This window comes from Roseofilum sp. KMC-1 (genome assembly GCF_057802075.1).
In genome coordinates, this window is record NZ_CM173605.1 from 3,641,585 (window position 1) to 3,665,606 (window position 24,022).

Genomic DNA, 24,022 nt, shown 5'->3' on the forward strand with positions numbered 1-24,022 from the left:
TTCCCTATTCCCCCTTAAAGTCTTACTCCGATTAACTCTAGCTCAAGAGTGGTATTACCGTTCCAAGTATTTTCCCGCAAACTATAGGCGATATCTAATCTTGAGGGCAAAGGAAAATAATCTTGCCAGCGCCAGGCGATCGCCCTCAAAATTCGTTTAGATTTTTCCTGGGTTAACGTCAGCTTAATATGGCCTTTGCCGACGATTTTTTGCTCTAAAATCCGCACATCTGGAGTCCAAAAAATGGGCAAATCATTTTCGATACCACAGGGATGCAAGCGATCGATTTCCCGATATAAGTCCAGATCCAATTGACTAAAATCGGCTAATCCGTCAATACGAATCAAGGGTTTCAGCCATTGCGGTTGTAAGCAGCGATGGGCAAAGTCGCTCAGTTGTTCTTGAAAAGCTTCTAAATTTTGGCTCGGTAAAGAAAATCCACCCGCCGCTTTATGTCCCCCATATTTCCCTAACAGAGCATCACAATATTGTAGCGCTTCAAAGACATGAAACTCAGGAATTCCTCGCGCTGAACCCCGGATGCGATCCTCGTCTTCATAGGTTCCCAGAAAGACGGGAACGCCATATCGCTCCACTAAACGGGAAGCGACAATTCCAATGACTCCATGATGCCAACCGGGGTGAACTAAGACCAATACGCGGTCATCATAAAGGGAAATTTTCTCTCGTTCAATTCTATCAATAGCTTCTTGAGTAATTTGCTCACAAAGTTCTTGACGACGGCGATTAATTTGCTCGCATTTCATCGCTTGTTCTAGGGCAATTCCGGGTTCATCTGTGGTTAATAAATCGATGACAATTTGCGGATTGGATAAACGACCGATCGCATTAATCCTCGGCCCTAAGCGAAAGCCAATATCCTCCGGCTTGAGGGATTTCTGGCTATCATTGACTCCAGAGACTTGAATTAAGGCTTGTACTCCTGCCAGTTCCGAATGGGGTAAACGGCTCAGTCCCCGCTTTAACCAGCGCCGATTGACTCCGGTTAAGGGAGCGAGATCGGCGATCGTCCCTAATGTAAATAATTCTAAACAGAGGGGATAAATGGCTTTTGCTTGTCCCAACTCTTGTGCTAGAGTAATAGCCAGAATATAGGCTACCCCAACTCCGGCCACAGAAGCGTAAGGTGAAGTTTTGGGTAACAGTTTGGGATTTAAAATAGCAGTCGCTGGGGGCAATTGGCTGGGCAATTCATGGTGATCGGTAATAATCACCCTTAAGCCTAATTCCACCGCCCGCGCAATAGGGTCATAGGCAGAAATCCCATTATCCACCGTTAAGATAATTTCGACCCCTTCTTGATGAAATTCTTCCACAATCCGGCGATTAATTCCATAGCCTTCACTCATGCGACTGGGAATGGCGTAATCGACTTGAGCGCCCAAATGCTTTAAGCTGCGTAATAAGAGGGCGGTACTCGTCATACCATCAGCATCATAATCTCCACAAATAGCTATTTTTTCCCCTTTGCCGATCGCCTCTTGCAGCAACGTAACACTTTTTTGTAAATCGGGGAATTCTGCCAGGGGATGGGGGAGTTTGAGCCGATCTGGATGCAGATATCCCTGGGCTTCTGAGAGGGTTTGAATCCCTCGATTGTGCAAAACTTGGGCAATTAAAGGCGATAAATTCACCTGTTGAGCAAATGCTTCGAGCTGCGGATCGGGATCGAAAATCTGCCATCGTTGCTCAGGAAGTCGCCCCACCCTTGACAAGTGTCGGTTTAAGGTTTCTGGGGTAGGTGTAGGGGAAGAGAGGGAAAAATTGGAATTATCCATTCAAGGGAGCGATCGCCAGAGCAGTACCATCTCCGTTTAGCGTATCATACCCTGAGTTCCGGAATTAACCGATCCCAAAACCCGTAAACTGTCGGAGATAAGGCGATCGAAACCCTAACACAACATCGGTCTTCGGGATGCCTAATTCTGCTAATTCGTTGCCAATCCCTACCTCAGTTAAATCGCGCTGAACATCGAAAATGAGTTGTTTTTCAGTCCCATCAGATAAGTGATTTACTGTATGTTTTTGCAACACAGTTTGAACGATCTCTGAGTAGTTTATTCCTTCCATAAAATAATCTCCTGCTATGTACTAGACAAATACCAGTACCGCTTAAACCTGCCAATGGACTTGGGGTGCATCCGTTTTCACCCGAATTTTCCCCTGAGAAATCACCACCTCCACCGTTGCTCGTCGGCGAATAGCATCATAGGGACTCTCAGCATCGAGAATAATAAGATTGGCGGGTTTCCCCACTTCTAGACCGTACAAATCAGAGACATTTAAAGTTTTTGCCCCTCCTGTCGTCACCATATCGTAACAAGCCTTAATTTCTGCCAGCCCCGTCATCTGACAAACATGAACCGCCATATGTGCAACTTCTAACATATTTCCCGTTCCCAAACTATACCAAGGGTCTTGAATACAGTCATGGCCGAGAGACACATTTAAGCCATTTTGCCATAATTCTTTAACACGGGTAACCCCGCGCCGTTTGGGATAGGTATCGGTGCGGCCTTGTAGAGTAATGTTGATTAAAGGATTGGCAATAAAGTTAATCTTTGCTCGTTTGAGTAAGCCCATTAACTTAAAGGCATAGGCATTATTATAGGAGCCGAACGCCGTTGTATGACTGGCTGTCACTCGTGAACCGAGTCCGCTACGAATCGCACAAGCAGCGACGACTTCTAGAAATCGGGATTGATCGTCGTCGATTTCATCACAGTGAATATCGATTAATTTGTCATACTGTTGCGCCAGTTCAAAGATGCGGTGAACGGATTTTACCCCATCTTCACGGGTTAATTCGTAGTGGGGAATACCTCCAACCGCATCTGCTCCGAGTTGCAGGGCGGTTTCTAAAAGCTGTTCATTGTGGGGTTGCCCATAAATACCATCTTGGGGAAAAGCCACCACTTGCAGGGTTAGCCAGTCTTTCACCTGCGCTCTGAGATCTAATAAGGCTTTTAAGGCGATTAAGTTGGGTTCGCTGACATCAGCATGGGTGCGTACCCAAAGGACTCCTTGTGCGGCTTGTTGCTTGAGTGCTTTTAAGGCTCTGTGTTGCACTTCCTCGTAGCTTAAGGATTGCTTGCGATCGCCCCAAATGGCAATCCCTTCAAACAGGGTTCCGCTCTGATTCCACCGAGGATCGCCCGCAGTCAGAGCTGAATCTAGGTGAATGTGGGACTCCACAAACGGAGGGCTGATTAACTTACCCTCTACCCAGAGTTCCTCTTGACTGGGAGCATTGATTTCTGGGGCAATAGCAGCAATTTGACTGCCGGAAATGGCTAGATCCAGGCGATCGCCCTCCGGAAAACGCCCCCCTTTAATCACCAAATCATACATACGCCGACTCAATTAAAAATTAAAAATTAAAAATGGGAAACCGCTAATCATCTACCTGCTAACGTACATACTAAAGCGCTATAAACAATAATAAGATAGAGTAATGTACCTGCCCAACCCATGCTATAATATCAGGTTTCTAAATGTTTGCGACAATTGCATAAACCCTGCATGAGCCGGTACTAGCTTTGCTAGAGCCAACTGGCGACCAACCGATACCCATTTTAATTTTTTTCGGCTGTCGCCGACATGAAAATTTTTAATTTTTAATTTTTAATTTTTAATTGATATGAGATATTGCCTCAACCCGGACTGCAAGCAACCCAAAAATCCTGACGGCAATGCCTTCTGTCAAAGCTGCCACAGTGCCCTGTTGCTCAAAGACCGTTATAAAGCACTCAGATGCATTGGTCAAGGGGGTTTTGGACGCACATTTCTGGGTATCGATCAAGATAAACCTTCCCAACCCTATTGTGTGATCAAGCAATTTTTTCCCCAAGCCCAGGGAACCAATAATGTCCAAAAAGCAACCCAGTTATTTGAACAAGAAGCAGTCAGGTTAGACGATCTAGGGCAACATGCCCAAATTCCCGCCCTATACGCCCACTTTACTCAAGATTCTCGCCAATATCTGGTACAGGAATTCATTGATGGGGAAAATTTAAGCCAAGTTTTAGAGCAAGCGGGGAGATTTAATGAGAACCAAATCCGCGAGTTACTCTATAATTTGCTGCCGGTTTTAGATTTTATCCATCACCATCATGTGATTCATCGGGATATTAAACCCGAAAATATTATTTTGCGCGAAAATGGGCAACTGGTTTTAGTGGATTTTGGGGCGGCGAAATATGCTACATCAACGGCTTTACTGAAAACAGGAACGACAATTGGGACACCGGAATATTTAGCTCCAGAACAGGGAAGGGGACGGGCGGTTTTTTCTAGCGATCTCTATAGTTTGGGAGTTACTTGTCTGCATATGCTCACGGGCAAATCCCCCTTTGAGTTATTTGATATTCATGAGGATACCTGGATTTGGCGGCAGTGTTTGGCGGATAATCCAATTAGTCAACCCCTGGCAGATATTATCGATCGCCTCATTGCTGATGGGATTAACCATCGCTATCATTCTGCCCAAGAAGTGCTACGGGATTTACAAGGTTTACCAACTCTAGATGTTTCAGCGAATTCCGCCAAGACAACGACAACCATACAACCGGTTGTTTCTCCGTTAGCCTCTAAGTTAGCTTCAACTTCTTCATCAACTCAATGGCACTGTGTACATACGCTCAGTGGTCATACGCAATGGGTGCGGGCAGTAGCGATACATCCGAATTCTAGGGTCATTGCCAGTGGATCGGAAGACCGAGCGATTCGCTTTTGGGATGGGGTGACGGGTCAACATGAGGGAACTCTAAAACGTCATGCTTTATACGTGAACACTCTGGCATTTAGCCCCAATGGTCGATTTTTAGCCAGTGGGGGAGACGATCGGGTTATTTATGTGTGGGATTTGCAACAGGGAGAATGGGGGCCGCAGTTGGGAGAGAGCCATACAGGGGACGATCGCAGCTATGGAGAGGCGATTAATGCGATCGCCTGGAATCCCCAAGGAACTCTATTAGCCAGTGCCAGTAAAGACCGCACAGTAAAGGTTTGGCAACTTGACCCCAAGAATGCTGGCTACGGAGAAGCCATCTATACCCTAATTGGCCATTTAGCCTCCGTGCGAGCCGTGAGTTTTAGCCCCGATGGGCGGATTATTGCCAGTGGCAGCGATGACAATAGTATTAAGCTTTGGCATTTAGGGAGAGAAGTAGAATTTGCCACTTTGGGAGATTTGGCTTCCCGGTTAAATATTGTCAATGCTTTGGCTTTTAGTCCCGATGGACAATGGTTAGCCAGTGGGGGTTGGGATAATTTGGTGAAACTGTGGGACTTGGAGACCGGGAAAACCATGCAGATTTTTGAGGGACATCAGGATTATGTGCGATCGCTGGCGTTTAGTCGAGATGGTCAATTTTTGGTCAGTGGTAGCGACGATCGCACCCTGAAAATTTGGCAAGTAGAAACCGCTACCCTATTAACCACCCTAGAAGGTCATCAAAATTCCGTTAATGGAGTCGCTTGGAGTGCCGATAGTCAAATTATCGTCAGTGCAAGTGCCGATAAAACCCTCAAAGTTTGGCAAGGAGAATCCCGCCAACCCCAAATTCAAGATCGAGCCTGGCAACAAATCCCTCGCTCCACACCGGTGACTCCTGTCCAACCCAAACGCCCCATCTATCGCCCTTCAGTTCATCAACCTTGGTTGGACTGAACCGGTACGCCAGGGTTTAAAATGGAAGATATGGAAGATGCTGAAGGCAAAGGTATAGCAGATGAATGAATTGCAGTGGACAACTGAGGCTCAGGTTAAACTAAAGAAGATTCCCTATTTTGTGCGATCGCAAGCCAGAGGACGCATCGAACAGCTTGCCCGCGAGTCAGACTTAGAAATCATTACCGGTGATTTAGTCGAACAAGCTCGCCTTGAGTTTGGCCAATAGTCTTGGCTCAATGATTAGGGGTCGTTTTCCCCTCTCCCCAAATAGCTAACGCAACACCCAGTAACAAAATGACTGCTCCCCCAAAAACTAATGGGGGGGGAACTTCAGCAAAGATGAGATAACCGAGCCAAGTTGCCCCTACAGGTTCACAGAGGATAGCTAGAGCAACCATAGTCGGTGAAATCCAACGCACCGCCCAATTCAAGGAGGTATGACCCATGAGTTGGGGAAGGGTAGCCATCAGAGCAATATACAGATACACATCAAGGGGATAATCCGTATAGGGAATGCCCAAGAGGACGGGGATGGGAAGTAAGCACAGGGCGGAAAGAGTATAAACTGTAGCAATATAATGACCCAAACTCAACCCTTCCTGTTGGGCTTGTTGCCCCAAAATGAGATAAAAACTAGCAGACCAAGCCCCCATTAAGGCTAAGGCATTGCCCAGAAGAGAAAGAGAAGGGCTTGTGGTTGTGCTGTCTCCTCCAAAGGCAATCAGGATGCCCCCACTTAAGGCAATCAAAATGCCCAAAACCGTCACTTGAGTAGGTCGTTTGCCTTGCCAAACCCAAAGAATTAAGGCTACCCAGAGGGGGTTAGTGGTGACTAAAGTGGTGGCAGCAGCGATGGAGGTATAGGATAAAGAGGTAATCCAGAGGGAAAAATGGATAGCTAAACAAAATCCAGCCGCGATCGCCCATTTCCAGGCTTGAACTGAGGCTCGACTCTGCTGAACCCCTTTCCAGAGGGGAACACAGAGAAACGAAGCGATCGCCAGGCGCAAAGCCGCCAAAACCAGGCTAAATCCCGCCCCAGTGATTCCCGCCGCCTCAATACACAAGCGTACAAAAACGGCCGATGTAGCAATAGTTAAAATGCCAAACCCCAAAACCAGCCCAACCCACCACTTCGCTGGTTTATTCATGATTCATTTACAGGAGAAATAGGGTGAATATGTTTTTCAATTAACTTCAGCAATTGATCCGGTTTCGCCGGTTTCGTCAAGAAATCCGTTGCCCCTGCCAACTTAGCCTTAGTGCGATCGATAATATGATCCCGACTGGTCAAAATAATAATAGGAGTATCACTAAACAAAGAGGTTTGCCGCAAAAAACTGCACAAATTATAGCCGGTCACCGTCGGCATCACCACATCTAACAAAATCAGATCCGGTTTGTGTTTAGCCAATTGGGCAATACCAGCAATTGGGTCATGAATTTTGAGCAATTGATAACCGGCTGGAATCAAAATATGGCTTAAGGCATGGCCGACTAGGGGACTATCATCAATACAAGCAATTAAAGGGCCAGAGGTTTGGGTATCCGATTCCCCATTCAGAGTTTGATCCATCCGAGGCGTTGTCCAAGAAACCGGGGGATTGAGATCGGGTAAGGATTGGAACTCAATGATCCCTTGTTTCCAAAAATGCCGAATACTACGAGATAAGCTATACAAGGATTGCTTCATTTCTAAGGCAATATCCCAAATGGGATTTTCGCCATTAAATAACTCAATTAATCTAGTTGAAGTTTCTGCATTGAGTCGTTTAGGCAGCTCCGCGTGTAATCTGGGGGCTAAATCCGGAGACAGGGATGTTAACTCCATCTTCTCCCATTGTTTCGATAAGTTTTGAGTTCTTTCAATGAGGGGAGGAATTTTCAAGGCTAGAGACGATCGCGGAGTAGCCGTATTGCCTGATAAGCGCTTGCTGTGTTTCCAGCGACTGGACAAATCATCTGAGGGTTGGGAGAGCAGGGCAAATAAGATTTCAATGGCACTATAAGCAATCACCGATTGAGCTTGACTCAGATTGATTTGGTGTTGCTGTAGAGCGTAACGCAGCAGATAGTATTCCCACATGCCTGTGGGTTTTTTCAATTCGATCGCACTCCAATCAACGGCAAACAGCTTAATATATCGATACCAGCGACGGCTACGATGCACTCCTCCAGTCGCATAGAGCAAATGGCCCAGATAAAAGAATAAGTGCCAAGTTTGATCTTGAGCGGTAACAATTAACTCACCCGTGGCTTGTTGGTGGTAGATTTGCCGGAGATAACGCTCCATGAGATAGCACCCATTGCGATCGGAATCGAGCAGATTAAAGGAAGACAGCATCCAAGCACCACTCAATCCTAGAGGAAAGAAAGTTGTTTTTATTCTAGATGGGTTCACAAATGCTCGTAAAGAGTAAAGGGATCTCAACCACGAAGTTGGGTAAACCCTGAATCTTAGTTAAAATTGTTAAAAGTGGTCTGTGAGTTATGTTGTTTGAGGCTTCTGTTGTGCCAAAACCGATTTATATTGCTTTGTTGGTGTGCTTGTGGAGTGGGTGGAGCGGTCTGCAACCCGCCTGGGGTCAGGCGATCCTTCCCCATACTTTGCAGCTAGAGGGGGATGAGTTGGAGGAAGAAGGGATTAAGTTGGCTCGACAAGCGGAACAACTAGCCCAGTTCCAACAATATCAACCAGCTCTTCCTCGCGCTCAGTTGGCGGTTCAACTTTTACCCGATGATATTCGGGCTTGGTTTTTGCTGGGTCGTTTGTATTTACAGACGGATCGTGTGGAGCAGGGGATCGAGTCTTTGGAGAAGGCCCGATCGCTTGAACCCAAGAATGAGTTGGTTTTATTTACGTTAGGTTCGGCCCATTTCCAAAAAGAGGACTATCAAAAGGCGGCCTATTATCTCCAGGAAGGTTTAAAGATAGAACCGAATCAAGTCGCGGCCCTGTTTGATTTGGGCAATACTTACTATAAGCTCAATCGCTGGAGTGAGGCGATCGCCCAATATCAGAAGGCTATTAGCCAAGATGAGGAGTTTTGGCCAGGGGTTAATAATATTGGCTTGATTGAGTATGAGCAAGGTCAACTGGATCGGGCGATCGCCTCTTGGCGTAAAGCCGTGAGCATTGCACCAGAAGCGGCTGAACCCCAGTTAGCTTTGGCGGTCGCTTTGTATGTAAAAGGCGATCGCGAACAAGGACTGAGAATGGGATCGGCAGCGCTCGAACTCGATCCCACTTATGCGGATCTGGAGTTTCTCGAAGCCAACCTTTGGGGTCAACGTTTGTTAGCCGACACCAAAATGTTTTTGGCAACCCCTAGAATACAAGAGACCCTTGCACAACTCTCTGAGTCAGAATTGCACCCGCAACGTTGATAACAGTTATTAATTATTAATTGTTAATTATCGCCAGCAGTGTAGAATACTCGGACGCGCAGCCGACTGAGGAAAGATTTTTTCCCAGTCCGCTTGGCGTTTTTCTGGCGACTCTGCGCTCAAATTCCAGAGGGTTTCATAGAAAAAGAAGGATACCCCAGCAAACTGACCTTTTCTAACTTCAGTCACCTGTTTTTCAATTTGGCTCATTGGGACTGAACGATTTTTTAATCCCGTTAACACCCCAATTCCTACCGGAATATGATCTAAGGCAATTTGTACTTCTGGCCGGTTGAGTTCTACTTGAAACCGGTCAAGGTCATCTCGATAGATTTGAATTAATAACTCTTCCACAAACCCTTGTCTTTCCCAGCCAAACCAATCCTGAAGGTAGCGGGTATAGGCAAAATGTTGGGGATTAGGAGACAAAGAAAGAATAGCATCAGGGCGTTTACCTTTGACGGCAGCAAAAATTCGCGCCATAACTGTAGTGATGCGATCGGCTCTCCAACGTATCCAATCTAGATCTTCTGGATTTTTTGGCGGGAGTTTACCCTTGTGTTCCGACTGATAAAGCTGCCGAGTATAGGCATCATAGCCCAACTCTACGGGCAAGCCAAAATGATCGTCCAACTGAATACCATCAACATCATAGTTCGTCACTAACTCAGTCACCAAATCCACCATAAACTGCTGAACTTGGGGATGAAAGGGATTTAACCAAACTCTTGGATGAATTCCCTCCATCACCACTTGAGAACCATCGGTACGGTTAGTAATCCACTCTGGATGACGCTTAACCAACTCAGACTCGGCTGGGGCCATAAATCCAAATTCTAACCAGGGTAGCACGCTCATCCCCCGTTTATGGCCTTGCTCGATCGCCTCTTTGAGCATATCTCTCTTCTGCAAACCAGGGATATTCAGTACCGAACGTCCCGTGACTTGCTTTCCCACTTGACTGGGATAGAGGGTATAGCCCTCATTCCACACTGTCGGATAAACCGTATTAAAATGGAGCCGATCGAGTTGTTCTAGAGCATCTGTGAGGCGATCGCTCGAAAACAGAACATCACTATCGACATTGGTCAACCATACCCCACGTAATTCTGTAGCCGGTACAGGTGGAGGCTGAGAAATTGCTGGAAACACCCCCACCATCACGGCCAAAACCAGGCTCATCACCCCACTCAGGAGCAGAGTTCTCTTTTGGAAATGACGCAAAAATCGCCCTCTAGAGGCTTCCCCATTAACAGATAACATGGTTCTAAGCCTGGGGCAATAGGGATTTGATTTTATCCACAAACTCCTGATGATCGATCACCGGTTTCGAGATATAGCCATCCGCTCCACTCTGTTGAAGGAAATTTTCGCGATCTCCCTGCATCGCATGGGCAGTCACTAGAATAATCGGAATTCCTGATGTAGTATCATCCCCTTTAATCATTTGAGTAATTTTAATCCCATCAACCGGTTTCCCCTGATACATACTGTTGGCTAAGGACACATCCATCAGAATAATATCTGCTCCCTTGTTCCTGACAATCTCCATCACTTCCTCGACATTTTCGGTATGCTTAACATTTAGCCCCCCACGTTTGGTGAGAATTTTCGAGAAAACCCGTGCATTAATGGGATCATCTTCTACGATTAGAACAGTTGTCATGATACTTTCTCTTAATTTTCAAGTCCAGAATACATAAAAGCTCAGGTTCCCAGTTGCCTTATGCTTGGCTAGATACACCTGTCTAGATACACCTGTATGAGTGTATGAGACAACTCCTACTCTTGCATAGATAGAGAGGCAATGAGGAATCAATTGAGCTATTCATCTCCCCCTAATTGCCCTGTCCCACCGAACCCAGAGCTGATGCTGACCCTGCTCACCTGCACGATCTCACTTAGATTCATTTGGCCCCCACATTGGTTACTTTTGGTATTCAGGTTTTCTCTCCTATTTTACAAGAGAAAGAGAGTAAACCCGAATCAATGGGGCGATCTCCGGCCATTTTGGCTCAGTCAGGTGTACCCTAAAAACTTACCTGATACCGCATTCTCAACCCTGAGTTCACCATTACCTTCATCTAACCCATGGCTAAACAACTGCGACTTTTCCAGAGCGAACAAATTATTCCCACCGCCTTACATACCGAAATGGAGAGGTCTTATCTTGAATATGCTATGAGTGTAATTGTTGGCCGTGCCCTCCCGGATGTTCGCGATGGGTTAAAGCCAGTACATCGGCGGATTTTATACGCCATGCATGAATTAGGATTAACACCCGATCGCCCCTATCGTAAATGTGCGCGGGTGGTTGGGGATGTGTTGGGTAAATATCATCCCCATGGGGATCAGGCAGTTTATGAAGCACTCGTGCGGATGGTACAGGATTTTTCCTGTCGCTATCCCCTACTCGCGGGTCATGGTAATTTCGGCTCAGTCGATAACGATCCCCCAGCAGCCATGCGCTATACAGAAACGCGCCTTTCTCCCATTAGTCATGAGAGTTTATTGGCGGAAATTAGCGAGTCTACAGTCGATTTTATTCCCAACTTTGATAACTCACAAGTCGAACCCGTGGTGCTACCGGCCCAATTGCCGATTTTACTGCTCAATGGTTGTTCTGGCATAGCCGTAGGGATGGCGACTAATATTCCGCCCCATAATTTGGGGGAAGTGGTGGATGGGTTAATTGCTTTAATTGATAATCCAGAACTCTCAGATGAGAAGTTGATACAAAAAATACCTGCACCGGATTTTCCCACGGGTGGGGTAATTGTAGATCGAGAAGGAATTGAGAGTGCCTATCGGACGGGAAAAGGCAGTATTCCCATGCGCGGAGTGGCAACTATAGAGAAAATACAACCGGGGAAACGCAAGCGCATCCGCGATTGTATTATCGTGACGGAGTTACCTTATCAGGTGAATAAGGCGGGATGGATTGAGAAAGTAGCCGATTTGGTCAATCATGGCAAGTTAGAGGGAATTTCGGATATTCGGGATGAAAGCGATCGCTCTGGAATGCGGGTGGTATTGGAGCTGAAAACGGATGCCCAACCGAGTGAAATCTTAGCCCATCTCTATCATCAAACGCCTTTGCAAACCAATTTTGGGGCGATTTTCTTGGCTCTGGTGAATGGAAGTCCCCAGCAGTTGAGTTTACGCCAAGTGCTGCAAGAGTTCCTTAGTTTCCGGGAACAAACCCTAACGCGCCAATATAATCATGAGTTGGAACAAACGCGCAAACGTTGCCATATTTTGGAAGGGTTATTATTAGCGCTGGCTTCTTTGGATCGGGCGATCACCATTCTCAGAAATGCTGCCGATGGGACAACGGCAAAAGCTCAACTACAAGCCCAGTTAAACTTACAACCGACTCAAGCGGATGCTCTGTTAGCTATGCCCATGCGTCGGTTAACGGGATTAGAGCGACAAAATTTACAAACGGAGTTTGACCAACTCACTCAACGGATACAAGAATTGGAGCAATTGCTCAATGAAAGGTCAGAACTCCTCAAGTCTTTGAAAAAAGAACTCCGTAGCCTGAAGCGTCGCTATGATAACCCCCGACGCACGCGCATTGAAGAGCCAAATCAGAGGATCGAGCAGTTGGCTCGTACTAGAAGCCAGCCGAACTCAGGGCAATCAGAGCCTTCATCGAGGCGATCGAAACATTCCCAGAAGGGCCAAACTTCCGCTCCTGAACAACAAATTATACAAGAGTTATCCGTCTCTTTGGAAATGAGTTATCTGGAGATTAGCTATGGGGGATATATTCGCCGAGTTCCTGAGATGAGCGCTGATGCAGGGGAGGGGATGGCTTCGGCTCTAAGCTGTTATCGAGCGGGAGCCGATGCGGATTTATTGCTATTAACAGTAGATGGGAAAGGCTATGGGGTGAAGGTGGGTCAAGTTCCTACCAGTAGCAATTCCCAGGGAATGCCCCTCAGTAGTTTATTGCCCTATGGGGGTACGGGACAACCGCCGGATGTGGTGGCTCAGTTTGTGCTGACGGAGTATGCTGAGGATCAAGATTTGGTGTTGGTGACGGAGGAGGGACGGATTAAACGGTTGCCTTTGGTGGAGTTTGCCAATTTGCGAGCCAGTGGGTTAACGGCGCTGAAGTTGAAGGAGGGCGATCGCCTCAAGTATGTGTATTTAGCGGGGCCGAGGTCACAATTATTGTTAGGAACATCGGGAGGCCGGATCTTACGCCTAGATATGAATTCGGAACAAGTGCCGGTTTTAGGCCGCACTGCCCAGGGTTATCAAGCTTTGAGGTTAAGAAAACAGGAGCAGTTAGTCGGTTGTGTGGTGGCTCGTCCCCAGGATAAAATCCTGTTGGTGTCCGAGATGGGATTCGGAAAACGGGTTCCTGTGGAGGTCATTCGCCAAGGAAACCGGGGAGATATTGGTACGCAGGCGCTGCAATTTACCGAACGAGGCGATAATGCTCCGCATCGCTGGCGCGATCGCCTGGTGGGTATGGTATTAGCGCCTGCGGGCGGAAAAGTACAAGCAGTGAGCAGCAGTCAACGGTTTTGGCGGTTAGAGGTGGATCAGGTGGAAGAGATGGGTAAGGATGGAACCGGCGATCGGTTGTTTAAGTTACAGTCTCAGGAAACTTTGAAGGATCTTTATCTCTTGGAGAGACCGCGATCGAAGTAGGTCAATGTCAGCAAATATGCAACAATTATCTCTACCTCTGGAAATCCCCAATTCCAAATCTGATCCTAACAATTGGTTTGAACAGATCTTAGCCACTTTGAGTATCAACCCAGAGAAAAACTGGGGCGATCGCTTTGGTCAGTCCTTGCGTCAATATTTACAAGCCCAAAACATCCCCCTAGTTAAAACCTTGAGCCTATTTTCTGGCGGTGGCGGTCTAGATATTGGCTTTCATGATGCTGGATTTGATATTATTCATATGGTTGAGCTAGAACCTAAATACATTCAAACCCTCGAAAAAAATTCTCAACCTGGACAATGGTTAGAAGGCACTAAACCCATTTGTACAGATATCAGAACTTTTGTTCCAAACCGCGATCTGAAGGTGGACTTTATCATCGGTGGGCCACCTTGCCAAACATTTTCTGCTGCTGGACGGAGAGCTTCTGGAGTCACCGGTACAACTGATCGTAGAGGGCGGCTATTTGAAGAATATGTCCGCCTTTTAAAACTGCTTCAACCTAAAGGATTTTTGTTTGAGAATGTATCAGGAATTATAGGAGCAAATCAAGGACAAGCATGGAACGTGATTCAAGATGCTTTTCGAGAGGTTGGCTATAAGATTTATTTTCGTATTTTAGATGCGGCTGATTATGGAGTTGCCCAACATCGAGAGCGTTTATTTATTGTCGGACTACAAAAGGGAGACTATTTATTTCCTTATCCGACTCACGGGTTTGACTCTTTGAATAATCGACCTTATTACTCGGCATATGAGGCAGTTCAAGGGGCTGATCTTTCAGATAGATCATTAAGTTTAGGTGGAAAGTTTGGTCATTTACTAGAAGATATTCCTCCCGGACTGAATTACAGTTTTTATACGAAAGAAATGGGATATCCCCATCCAATCTTTAGTTGGCGATCGAAATTTTCAGACTTCCTTTATAAAGCTGATCCCGATCGCCCCGTCCGAACCATTAAGGCGAAAGGAGGCCAGTATACAGGCCCTTTTAGTTGGGAAAACCGAAAATTTTCTATCGCTGAATTAAAACGTCTACAAACTATTCCTGATGACTATCAAATAATCGGGAGTAGACAAGTTGCAGTTGAGCAAATTGGTAATTCAGTTCCACCTCAATTAGCGAGAATTCTGGCTCTGAGTATTTTACATCAAGCCTTGGGTAATAAATTACCTTTTCAAATGGCTTATTTGAACTCTAATCAACCTTTAACCTTTAGAAAACGCAAAAGAGAATTAACCAAGGTTTACGCTCAAAAAGCTAAATCAGCTATTTCAGAACTATTAGAGGAAGGAAAAATTGCAGTGGTCGATCCTTCTAGTTATCACGGCAAAAAGCAGTTCGTAAGGTTTCTATCTATGGCTACTTTCTCATGGACAGAAGAAAAAGTGGATCAAAGTTTTCCCATTTATCTGAATTATGACTTAAATTCCTCTGATTGGAAAATTACCGCCAGCATTCATAATGAGGTGGATGACAGAGATAAGTTTTGGATTGATATTTGTCCCTGTTCGGACGATCGGGATTGGGTTTTAAGTACAAAATCAGTTAGATTGTCTGGTAAGCAACTTAATAAAAGGCTGTTTACTTCTCTTTGGAAAGCTTTTGAAGAAAAGGTTATTGAAGCGACGGGTCAAGCCGATTTAGTCCAACTCTCTGGCTATTATCAGTATAAGCCTCGTATCAGTGGAATGATCAGTTTCTGTCCTCAGATTAAGGTGGATGTGTTTTGGCATGTAATTCAATGGGTAACCCAATGTATTGGTACGGGAACTCAACTGAGTACGAAAGACTTGGCTAACTATTGGAATGTCAATCCAGAAGATATCTTAGATTACTTAAAATCTCTAAAATCGATAGGTTATGAAGTGAGAAGTTACAATACTAATCCCCAAATCCCTGTCAATTATTATTTAATCCCTTATGCTTTTCCCACCCTAAATCCCAAGAGTGTTCAACTTCACAAAAATTTATAATTTAGCTATGAGTGAATTATATTTAAGAGTTTACACCAATAAAAGCGAGCTGGTTCTCCCAGATGGAAGCGTGCAAATCTTTGATGAAGGAGGAATGAGTCAATCTGCACAGTTACGATATCAAAAAATATCAGAAGAATTGTCGAAGGATTACTTAGAAAGACAAATTTTAATTTGTAGAGATCGCTGTTCCAATCTTGATTTTTCACAATTAAGACAAGAACATCAGAATCTATTGGAGCGACTACTGCAATCAGTCACCAGTGAGGTGGGTAGAGCTTTAGTGGGACTGACTATACTACAGCTCTGTGTTAAATCGATTGAACCCAAACAAAATATTAGATTACATAAAGGGAGTAAAAGCACCAGGGATTTTTCGTGGCGTGATGGGATTTCCATGCGTTCTCTTGATAAACGCTATATTACACCTGTACTGAGAAAATATGAATTACTCAGACTTAATGCTGATGGTTTTATGATGACTCGAAGTCTAGCTGAAAATTATCCATATTCGAGAGTTTATAAGGCGAAGATAAGGGGTGCGCGTTCTGAATGGATCAGTATTGTTGAGGCGATAGAGGAAGAAGACCTTGATCCTGCGTTAGGATTAAAATACTTGTTATCTCAGTTACTCAACCAAGCAGATAATTTTAGGCAATTGTCTATAAAAATAGTAGATAATCTTAACCTGTTTTTAGACTCAACAGTTATTAATCAGAAAATGGTTTTTGATTTAATCACGGAACATATTAGCCGCTCGGATTATGCCGCTCGGTTAATGGAAATTGCCATGCATAGTTTGATGCAAGCTGTGCAAGAATATGATGGTTTTCCGAATAGCTCTTTAAAACCACTGTCACAAATGCGATCGGCAAACAAAAAACAGGGTAATGTTGGGGATATTGAGCTTTTGGAAGATGGAGAAGTGATAGAAGCTTGGGATGCTAAATATGGTAAATCCTATCTAAGAGATGAGATTGAAGAATTATCAGAGAAACTGGAAGTGATTTCTACGGTTAGAAAAGCTGGATTTGTTACCAGTGTTGAACCTGAACGGCTGGAGGAGTTGAACTCAAGATGTGAGGAACTTGAACAGATCTATGGGGTATCCATTCAGGTGTTAAGGTTAGAGCAGTGGATTGAAGAACAGTTTAAGGGTGTGTTGATGGTTGCGACTGCCCTAGAAGAGGAATTGGCTACTGCTTGGCTCAAAGCCTATGTAGAATCTTTAGCACAGCAACGGAGAGATCTGGCTCCGATTGATGAGCCTTGTTATCAGTGGCTGCTGAAATTAGATGAAATTTTCACTCAAAACCTAGTAAATTAAGGTAAGTAAATTAAGGTGATTTTTTTAATTTTTGATTTTGTGAGATAACGTGGCAACAGTAGTTTTAGAAAATGTTTATAAGCACTTTGATCGGGCTGTTTCATCAGCTCCATCTGAGATTGAGGGTAAAAATGCTCAGAACCAGAAAGCTCCGGTTTTGCGGAATATTAATTTGACGGTGGAGGATGGGGAGTTTTTGGTGCTGGTGGGGCCGTCGGGATGCGGGAAGAGTACCCTGTTGCGGATTATTTCGGGTTTGGAGAGTTTGACGGGGGGACAGGTTTGGATTGGCGATCGCCAAGTCAATACCTTACCGCCAAAAGCTCGGAATACGGCCATGGTGTTCCAAAATTATGCCCTGTATCCCCATATGACGGTTTATGAGAACATCGCCTTTGGGTTGAGACGGACTAATTCAGCCCCCTCGATGGAACACTGGATGAAGCGGGGAGGAGTGGCGCTAACGCGATCGCTTCCTCCCGGTTTGCGCTATCTTTCCCCAGAAGAGCGCCAAATTCAAGCACAAGTGCAACAGGTGGCGCGGTTATTGGAAATTGAGACCCTCTTGGAGCGCTTACCCAAGCAGTTGTCTGGGGGACAGAAGCAACGGGTGGCTCTGGGACGGGCGATCGCCCGCAATCCCCAAGTTTTCCTCATGGATGAGCCATTATCCAATCTAGATGCTCAATTACGGACGCAAACGCGATCGCAGATTGTCCAACTTCAACGTCAAGTCGGAGTAACCACCATTTATGTCACCCACGATCAGGTCGAAGCAATGACCATGGGCGATCGCATCGCTGTCATGAATCAAGGGGAACTGCAACAGGTAGCCCCCCCCTTAGACCTCTACCATCGACCCACCAATCAGTTCGTCGCCCAATTCATCGGTTCTCCATCGATGAACTTTATTCCGGTCGAGTTATCTGCCCCCCTATTATTGCTCCATCCCCAATTTCGCTTAACCTTACCCGAAGCCTGGAAACACCCCTTAGAGAAATTAGGCGAAACCGCTTTAATCTTAGGGATTCGCCCCGAACACCTTCAAGAAAGTAACCCCGCTCCTAAAAATTTACCCATTCAGATACAAACCGTGGAGCAACTCGGCCATGAAACCCTAGTTTCCGGAAGTTTCCCAGAAGCATCGACCCGGCTTAATCTCAGATTGGCTCAACCTCGCTCTGTTCAAAACGGCGAAACCCTTTGGTTTTCCCTGATGCCTGAACATATCCATCTCTTTTCTGCCCAAACAGGATTAGCTATTTTCCCCATTAGGGATCAAAACCATAAGAAGTTTTGAACAGTAATCAAAATTACAACTAACCGTCTCTCATTTTGTTAATATTTATTTACACGAACAAATTTTGCATAAATGAGGACTGTAATCCATGGAAGATCAGGAAACTGTACCCAACCGCAACGCTTGGAAGGTTGGCTTCACCCCCCAAGCAGAAATCTGGAATGGCCGTTTAGCTATGGTTGGCTTTGCGGTTGCTCTAGGGATTCAATTGGTTTCTAGTGATGGATTTCTCGGTATTTTTGGACTGTAGGCAAAAGACGGCAGATGAAGATCAATCTGCCGTCTTTCAAAGTAAATATCAATCGGGGAATCTAGCCGATATACTCCCGTAAAATGCTATTGCGGTTGGGGTGGCGCAATTTACGCAAGGCTTTAGCCTCAATTTGCCTTATCCGCTCCCGCGTCACATTAAAGATTTGCCCAATTTCCTCTAGGGTTTTCATCCGTCCATCATCTAACCCATAGCGCAGACGCAAAACATCCCGTTCGCGAGGACTGAGAGTTCCTAGGACTCCTTCTAAGTCTTCCCGCAGCAAACTCTTAGAAACTTGGTCTTCTGGGGTTTCGCCATCGGATTCGATAAAGTCTCCTAAACGGGAGTCTTCTTCCTTACCAATGGGGGTTTCTAGAGAGATCGGCAGTTGAGCAGATTTGGCAATAAACCGCAGTTTTTCGATGGTCATTTCCATGCGTTCTGCGATTTCTTCCTCGGTGGGTTTGCGTCCCATTTCTTGGGAGAGCAACTTAGTGGTCTTTTTAATCCGAGAAATGGTTTCGTAGAGGTGAACCGGAAGGCGAATGGTTCGAGATTGATCGGCGATCGCCCGCGTAATGGCTTGACGAATCCACCAAGTGGCATAAGTTGAGAACTTATAGCCTTTCTCATGATCGAATTTTTCCGCAGCTCGGATTAAGCCTAAGCTTCCTTCCTGGATCAAATCTTGGAAGGATAGACCGCGATTCATGTATTTTTTGGCGATCGAAACCACCAAACGTAAGTTGGACTGTACCATTTTGTCCTTGGCCCGTCGTCCCAGATGCAAACGATACCGAAACTGGGGTAAAGGCATTCCCACCGATTCAGCCCATTCCGCATCACTTGGCTCTCGCTCTAGCCCTTCTTCTAAGTCGTCTCTCAGACGCTCTAATTCTAATAAATCAGCAATTTTACGGGCTAGTTCAATTTCTTCGTCAGCCCTTAACAGTCGAATTCGACCAATTTCTTGTAAATACAGACGAATAGAATCTTCTGTATAATGCTTTTTCTTGACTGGGGTCTTTCGACGTATCGAGCGAACTTTGCCAGACTTACCGTCGTCCTCATCCGGAGTGGTATCTAGATAATCATCCAGTTCTTCCTCCTCTATTGCGTACAGTTCCTCTTCAAGTTCGGGGGGTTCGAGGGTTGGGAGTAGGTTTTTAGCCTGGGTCATGCCGCGTTCCTCATGCTCCTTTTAAGTATCTTAAGAAATCAAGTTGAGAATTTGTGTTGGTGAGGTTTTCTTCACCTTTATCTACCAACAAACCTTTCAAGTTTAACAACACTTGAGGGATCTGTGTGTCAGATTTTAGAAAATTAGATGCTTTTCTCTAGTCCCAACTCTATTGGAGGGTATAACACCCCATACTGATTAAGAGGGGGTTTACCCAATAGGGGTCTAGAGATGCTCCCCAGATGATCCCAAGCCAGCCGCTTGGGAGATTCAAGAACTCCCAGCTCAAGGCTGGATTTAGGAGTCTCAGCACTGGTTTTTGCCAGGCAGTTGCATGGAGGGGAGCAAAAATTAGGGTTGGCTTTGTCATACTACAAAAACACGAAAATGTAGTGGTTTTTGTAGTATGACTCTACTGAGGTAGAACCTCACAGTTAGGGAGCAATTGAATTGCCCTAGGGGACTCAATTACCATCTATTTTCTGTTAAGTTAACTCACTTTTGGCCAAAATGGGGGGGGGAATTAGGTTAAGTTAATTGACAAAATTAACGTTTTAACAGCAAAATTGATTCTCCTTGGCGCTAAGATGGGGGCAAGGGATCGGGAAAGTCCTTCTCTGGCAAGGTATTGGGCAGATCTAAAGGGAGTCCATCAATGAGAACAGCTTTGACAATGGGATCTCGTAGGCTCACCCATAAACTGCAATGCTGGTCTGTAATGCTAATGACGACAGGGGTTCCATTTTGAGTGAGCTTACAGCCAAACTGATAGAGTTGGGCCCGGCATTGAGGCGCGAGGGTGTATAACCGACAAAACATTTCCTGTTGGTAGTTCATTCCCTCTTGAATCTGGTCATTGAACCAGAATTTAAAGGTAAAAAGGCTATTTTCCTTAACGACCAGAGGTAACACAATAGTTTGGCTGTAAAATCAACAGGCGAGAGGGGAGGATTCAAGACTAGGATACAGGAGGTGAGTTCCTAATCTTGAAAATCACTGGAATTAAACACAAATGGTGCTTTGAGAGCGGACATGCTCGACAAAGTTAGAGAGGATTTGTAGTCCAGCGCGGTCGGATTTTTCGGGATGGAATTGAACAGCCATGAGGTTGTTTCGGGCGATCGCCGCTGTTACCCTTTGACTCCCATGGGTAACTGTGGCTGCACATACCACTTGATCTTGGGGATCGACATAGTAGGAATGGACAAAATACATCCAAGAGTTGCTCGATAAGTGCTGCCATAGGGGGATATCCGGTTGGGTAAACTCTAGGTGATTCCATCCCATGTGAGGAATGGTGATTCCTGGCTCCCAGTGAAAGCGACGAACAGCTCCAGGAAGAATTCCCAAACCGGGTTGTTGTCCTTCTTCGCTATAGTCAAACAAGATTTGTAATCCCAAACAAATCCCTAGAAAGGGTTTACCACTGGCGATCGCCTCTTTAATCGGATCTTCCAGGTAGCGCGATCGAATATGCTCTACTGCTGGATCAAAGGCCCCTACTCCTGGCAAAACCACAGCATCTGCTTGGTGGATTTCTGTAGCCAAGTCGGTTACTTTGGGAGTTGCACCGGCTTTTTCTAGTCCCTTACAAACCGAGTGCAAGTTACCCATATCGTAATCGATGACGGCGATAACTGACATGGTATTTTATCCTTACTGAATGGGCGAATATGCCCCTATTGTAGGCGATCGGTGATGTAAATTAATGTAACAATTTCCGAGCATTTGCATAAAAAAGCCAAATTTCAACGGAGAACCCTATAGGGGAAATCTTTCTCCTGCGATCGCTCTCTTCAAAACTTATGAACTCTCAATTTATACTGGTTTTTCCGAATATGTTTGGCTTTAAAGGCGGAATTCAGGTCTATTCTGCCTTTCTCCTTCAGGCTTTACAACAACTCTATCCTGAAAGTCAATATGATGTCTTACTTAAATATGACCGAGAAATTGCCTCATCCCATAGTTTTCTTGCTCAAACCCGATTTTGGTGCTTTGGCCGCTTTCCTCGCTGGATGCAAAGCCTACTTTTGGCTGTTACATTAGTGAAATTGAGTTTACAAAAGCCTCCCCAGCTCATGATTTGCACCCATGTTAACTATAGTGTAGCGTTCCATTGGATTAAGCGCTGGTTGGGTATTCCTTATTGGATAGTCGCTCATGGAACTGAGGTGTGGGATATTTCGGACCCTCGATTACAGCAAGCCTTGTATCATGCCGATCGCGTAGTCGCAGTTAGTCACTATACGCGATCGCGGCTACTGCTAGAGCAAACATTAACACCAGCACAAGTCGTTGTCTTACCCAATACTTTCGATCATAGACGGTTTCAGATTAAACCCAAACCTCAGTATTTACTCAAACGCTATGGACTCTCTCCAGAACAACCCATTATCTTAACCGTCAGTCGTCTCGGACGTTCCGCTCGATATAAAGGGTATGGCATCCTCTTAGATGCTCTAGTCTTACTGCGCCAAAACATTCCCAATATTCATTATGTGTTGGTTGGCAAAGGAGACGATCTGCCCTGGATTGAAGCTAAAATTGAGACTCTAAATCTGAGTTCATCCGTCACTCTCACCGGTTTAATTGCCGATGAAGAACTCTGTGACCATTATAATCTCTGCGATGTCTTTGCTCTTCCCAGTCAAGGGGAAGGATTTGGCATTGTCTATTTAGAAGCGATGGCTTGCGGAAAACCCGTATTGGGGGGAAATCAGGATGGGGCGATCGATCCCTTAGCGGGAGGAGAATGGGGCAGTTTAGTCGATCCTGAAGATGTAGACGAGATTGCTAATACTCTTGATCAAATTTTACAAGGAAAATACCCCAATCCTCGATTCTATGAACCCGAAGCTCTCCGGAATTATGTGATACAAACGTACAGTATCAACCAATTTGTAAATCAACTCAATCGCTTACTTTCTGAGCAATATTTTCGTTCATGAAGTCCTCTTGCGCTAACCTCAATCAAGCCTTACTGCTGCTTCTGTTGGTATCATCTCTGCTATCACGGATTCAAGTTCCCGGAGTAGAAATGAGTATCCATTTTATCCTCATTGCCGGTTTTGGATTAGTTGCCATTTTCTACAATTGGCCGGCTCTCATGCAAGAATTGCGCGGTCATCCCAACCTGTGGATCGTACTTATTTTGTTTTACAGTTGGGTATGGATTGCTGCAATTTTGAGTGATTGGAGAGCGATCGCCCTTCACCATACCTTAAAATACTCAATCTATGCGATCGCTTTATGCGCTTTTGTCGCTCTGCTGAGGGCAATACCCCAGACTTCAAATGCCGATAAAATAGTGTTGTCTATCCTGACTCTGATCGGGATGGGAGGATTTCTAGAACAAGCCTTCCCCAACAATGAGCTAATTAACCTCTTCAGCTATCCAGACTCCTATCCCCGCATCCGCTCCATCGTGCAAGGCCCCAATCCCTTTGGCGTGCTGATGGCCATCAGTGGTATCATCACCTTATTGTGGAATCGCGATCGCTCCTATCTTCCTCGACAATATTGGGTTTATCCCTTTATTATCCTCATCGCCTTATCCGGCAGTCGGAATGGTTGGCTAGTCTTTGCGATCGGCTTAGTTTTAGTCAGGATCAAAAACTTTATTTCTGTTCGATTAGCAACCAACCTTTTCCTGTTTCTAATCATTTGTTTACTCCTCATTCAACCCTCCTCCGAGCGCCTTCTTCCCCAACTCTGGGCGCAACTCAGAACCCCCCAAGCGGCGATCGCCCAGACTTCCTCCATCAACTTAGCCACCCTTCACCCCCCAGCAGTCCCCCACACCTCCATAGATGATCGATTCATTTTATGGCAAAAAGCAACAGAAATCGCCTTAGAACATCCCATTTCTGGAGTAGGAGTTGGCGTATTTCAAGAAGTCTTTTGTCATCAAATCTATGGTCACTCTCGCTTTAATACCCACAACCTATTCTTAAGTATCTGGGTTGAACTAGGCATTGTTGGTATTGTATTATCTTTATTGACATTAGCCATTTTGTCGCGAATAGCGATTACAGACCATAAAACCTTACTTAACTGTATCCCTTTAATTCTATTTTTAGGATCTCAAATGGTTGATTACTTTATCTATGAATATGCAGTGACGACAATAGCCATTTACTGGTTTGTGCGTACCTTAATTCAGTCTCCTACCCCCATAATATCCCATCAACTTCATAAATGATAAACTACTATAACC

At 45.3% G+C, this 24,022-nt stretch carries 20 protein-coding genes; 10 read left to right on the plus strand and 10 right to left on the minus strand.

Annotated elements, in window-relative coordinates; genetic code table 11:
- Nucleotides 1–14: 14 nt before the first annotated feature.
- The 3 genes from recJ to codA all read right to left on the minus strand — a co-directional run bounded on the left by recJ (nucleotide 15) and on the right by codA (nucleotide 3,372).
- Nucleotides 15–1,799, minus strand: coding sequence for a single-stranded-DNA-specific exonuclease RecJ (gene recJ / locus AC3FZD_RS16760; RefSeq protein ID WP_488737121.1), 1,785 nt, complete (start codon nucleotides 1,797–1,799; stop codon nucleotides 15–17).
- A gap of 64 nt (nucleotides 1,800–1,863) precedes the next feature.
- On the minus strand, nucleotides 1,864–2,091 hold the full coding sequence (locus tag AC3FZD_RS16765) for an element excision factor XisI family protein (protein WP_488737122.1): 228 nt from the start codon (nucleotides 2,089–2,091) through the stop codon (nucleotides 1,864–1,866).
- 42 nt (nucleotides 2,092–2,133) lie between these two features.
- A complete protein-coding gene (gene codA, locus AC3FZD_RS16770) occupies nucleotides 2,134–3,372 on the minus strand; it encodes a cytosine deaminase (RefSeq protein WP_488740368.1) in 1,239 nt (412 codons plus the stop codon).
- A 289-nt stretch (nucleotides 3,373–3,661) separates the two neighbouring features.
- On the opposite strand from codA, the gene AC3FZD_RS16775 reads away from it, so the two are divergent.
- Nucleotides 3,662–5,692, plus strand: coding sequence for a protein kinase domain-containing protein (locus tag AC3FZD_RS16775; protein WP_488737123.1), 2,031 nt, complete (start codon nucleotides 3,662–3,664; stop codon nucleotides 5,690–5,692).
- A 61-nt stretch (nucleotides 5,693–5,753) separates the two neighbouring features.
- Nucleotides 5,754–5,921 carry a PCP reductase family protein gene (locus AC3FZD_RS16780; RefSeq protein WP_488737124.1) on the plus strand — a complete coding sequence of 56 codons (168 nt, stop codon included), beginning with the start codon at nucleotides 5,754–5,756 and terminating at the stop codon, nucleotides 5,919–5,921.
- 7 nt (nucleotides 5,922–5,928) lie between these two features.
- Here the strand turns inward: AC3FZD_RS16780 and AC3FZD_RS16785 are convergent, their stop codons facing one another.
- The gene (locus AC3FZD_RS16785; RefSeq protein ID WP_488737125.1) at nucleotides 5,929–6,846 is read right to left on the minus strand and encodes a DMT family transporter; all 918 of its coding nucleotides are present in this window, start codon (nucleotides 6,844–6,846) and stop codon (nucleotides 5,929–5,931) included.
- Entirely contained in the window at nucleotides 6,843–8,039 is a 1,197-nt protein-coding gene (locus tag AC3FZD_RS16790) for a response regulator (protein ID WP_488737126.1), read from the minus strand. The genes AC3FZD_RS16785 and AC3FZD_RS16790 overlap by 4 nt, the downstream gene beginning before the upstream one ends.
- A 167-nt stretch (nucleotides 8,040–8,206) precedes the next feature.
- On the opposite strand from AC3FZD_RS16790, the gene AC3FZD_RS16795 reads away from it, so the two are divergent.
- Nucleotides 8,207–9,082 (plus strand): tetratricopeptide repeat protein, encoded by an 876-nt coding sequence (locus AC3FZD_RS16795; protein WP_488737127.1) that lies wholly within the window; start codon nucleotides 8,207–8,209, stop codon nucleotides 9,080–9,082.
- A 27-nt stretch (nucleotides 9,083–9,109) separates the two neighbouring features.
- Here AC3FZD_RS16795 and AC3FZD_RS16800 read toward each other — a convergent pair whose 3' ends face one another.
- Both AC3FZD_RS16800 and AC3FZD_RS16805 read right to left on the minus strand, forming a co-directional pair.
- Nucleotides 9,110–10,345, minus strand: a complete 1,236-nt coding sequence (locus AC3FZD_RS16800) for a glycoside hydrolase family 10-like protein (protein WP_488737128.1) — start codon at nucleotides 10,343–10,345, stop codon at nucleotides 9,110–9,112.
- Between the two features lie 4 nt (nucleotides 10,346–10,349).
- On the minus strand, nucleotides 10,350–10,748 hold the full coding sequence (locus AC3FZD_RS16805; protein WP_488737129.1) for a response regulator: 399 nt from the start codon (nucleotides 10,746–10,748) through the stop codon (nucleotides 10,350–10,352).
- Nucleotides 10,749–11,173: 425 nt separating this feature from the next.
- On the opposite strand from AC3FZD_RS16805, the gene AC3FZD_RS16810 reads away from it, so the two are divergent.
- The 5 genes from AC3FZD_RS16810 (at nucleotide 11,174) to AC3FZD_RS16830 (ending at nucleotide 18,623) form a co-directional block, all read left to right on the plus strand.
- A complete protein-coding gene (locus AC3FZD_RS16810; protein WP_488737130.1) occupies nucleotides 11,174–13,750 on the plus strand; it encodes a DNA gyrase/topoisomerase IV subunit A in 2,577 nt (858 codons plus the stop codon).
- A 4-nt stretch (nucleotides 13,751–13,754) separates the two neighbouring features.
- Nucleotides 13,755–15,746: a DNA cytosine methyltransferase gene (locus AC3FZD_RS16815; RefSeq protein ID WP_488737131.1), complete on the plus strand. Its 1,992-nt coding sequence runs from the start codon at nucleotides 13,755–13,757 to the stop codon at nucleotides 15,744–15,746.
- Between the two features lie 7 nt (nucleotides 15,747–15,753).
- Nucleotides 15,754–17,073 carry a hypothetical protein gene (locus AC3FZD_RS16820; RefSeq protein WP_488737132.1) on the plus strand — a complete coding sequence of 440 codons (1,320 nt, stop codon included), beginning with the start codon at nucleotides 15,754–15,756 and terminating at the stop codon, nucleotides 17,071–17,073.
- Between the two features lie 49 nt (nucleotides 17,074–17,122).
- Entirely contained in the window at nucleotides 17,123–18,373 is a 1,251-nt protein-coding gene (locus AC3FZD_RS16825) for an ABC transporter ATP-binding protein (RefSeq protein WP_488737133.1), read from the plus strand.
- A gap of 88 nt (nucleotides 18,374–18,461) precedes the next feature.
- Complete coding sequence (locus AC3FZD_RS16830) at nucleotides 18,462–18,623, plus strand: chlorophyll a/b-binding protein (RefSeq protein ID WP_488737134.1); 162 nt, start codon at nucleotides 18,462–18,464, stop codon at nucleotides 18,621–18,623.
- A 61-nt stretch (nucleotides 18,624–18,684) separates the two neighbouring features.
- Here the strand turns inward: AC3FZD_RS16830 and rpoD are convergent, their stop codons facing one another.
- From rpoD to hisH, 3 genes are all read right to left on the minus strand, one after another.
- The gene (gene rpoD / locus AC3FZD_RS16835) at nucleotides 18,685–19,806 is read right to left on the minus strand and encodes an RNA polymerase sigma factor RpoD (protein ID WP_488737135.1); all 1,122 of its coding nucleotides are present in this window, start codon (nucleotides 19,804–19,806) and stop codon (nucleotides 18,685–18,687) included.
- A 582-nt stretch (nucleotides 19,807–20,388) separates the two neighbouring features.
- Nucleotides 20,389–20,643, minus strand: a complete 255-nt coding sequence (locus AC3FZD_RS16840) for a hypothetical protein (RefSeq protein ID WP_488737136.1) — start codon at nucleotides 20,641–20,643, stop codon at nucleotides 20,389–20,391.
- Nucleotides 20,644–20,808: 165 nt separating this feature from the next.
- Complete coding sequence (gene hisH / locus AC3FZD_RS16845) at nucleotides 20,809–21,450, minus strand: imidazole glycerol phosphate synthase subunit HisH (protein WP_488737137.1); 642 nt, start codon at nucleotides 21,448–21,450, stop codon at nucleotides 20,809–20,811.
- Between the two features lie 161 nt (nucleotides 21,451–21,611).
- Between hisH and AC3FZD_RS16850 the strand changes: the two genes are divergently transcribed.
- Together AC3FZD_RS16850 and AC3FZD_RS16855 are read left to right on the plus strand one after the other, a co-directional pair.
- Complete coding sequence (locus tag AC3FZD_RS16850; RefSeq protein WP_488737138.1) at nucleotides 21,612–22,754, plus strand: glycosyltransferase; 1,143 nt, start codon at nucleotides 21,612–21,614, stop codon at nucleotides 22,752–22,754.
- Complete coding sequence (locus AC3FZD_RS16855) at nucleotides 22,751–24,007, plus strand: O-antigen ligase family protein (RefSeq protein ID WP_488737139.1); 1,257 nt, start codon at nucleotides 22,751–22,753, stop codon at nucleotides 24,005–24,007. The genes AC3FZD_RS16850 and AC3FZD_RS16855 overlap by 4 nt, the downstream gene beginning before the upstream one ends.
- The last annotated feature ends 15 nt before the right edge of the window (nucleotides 24,008–24,022 follow it).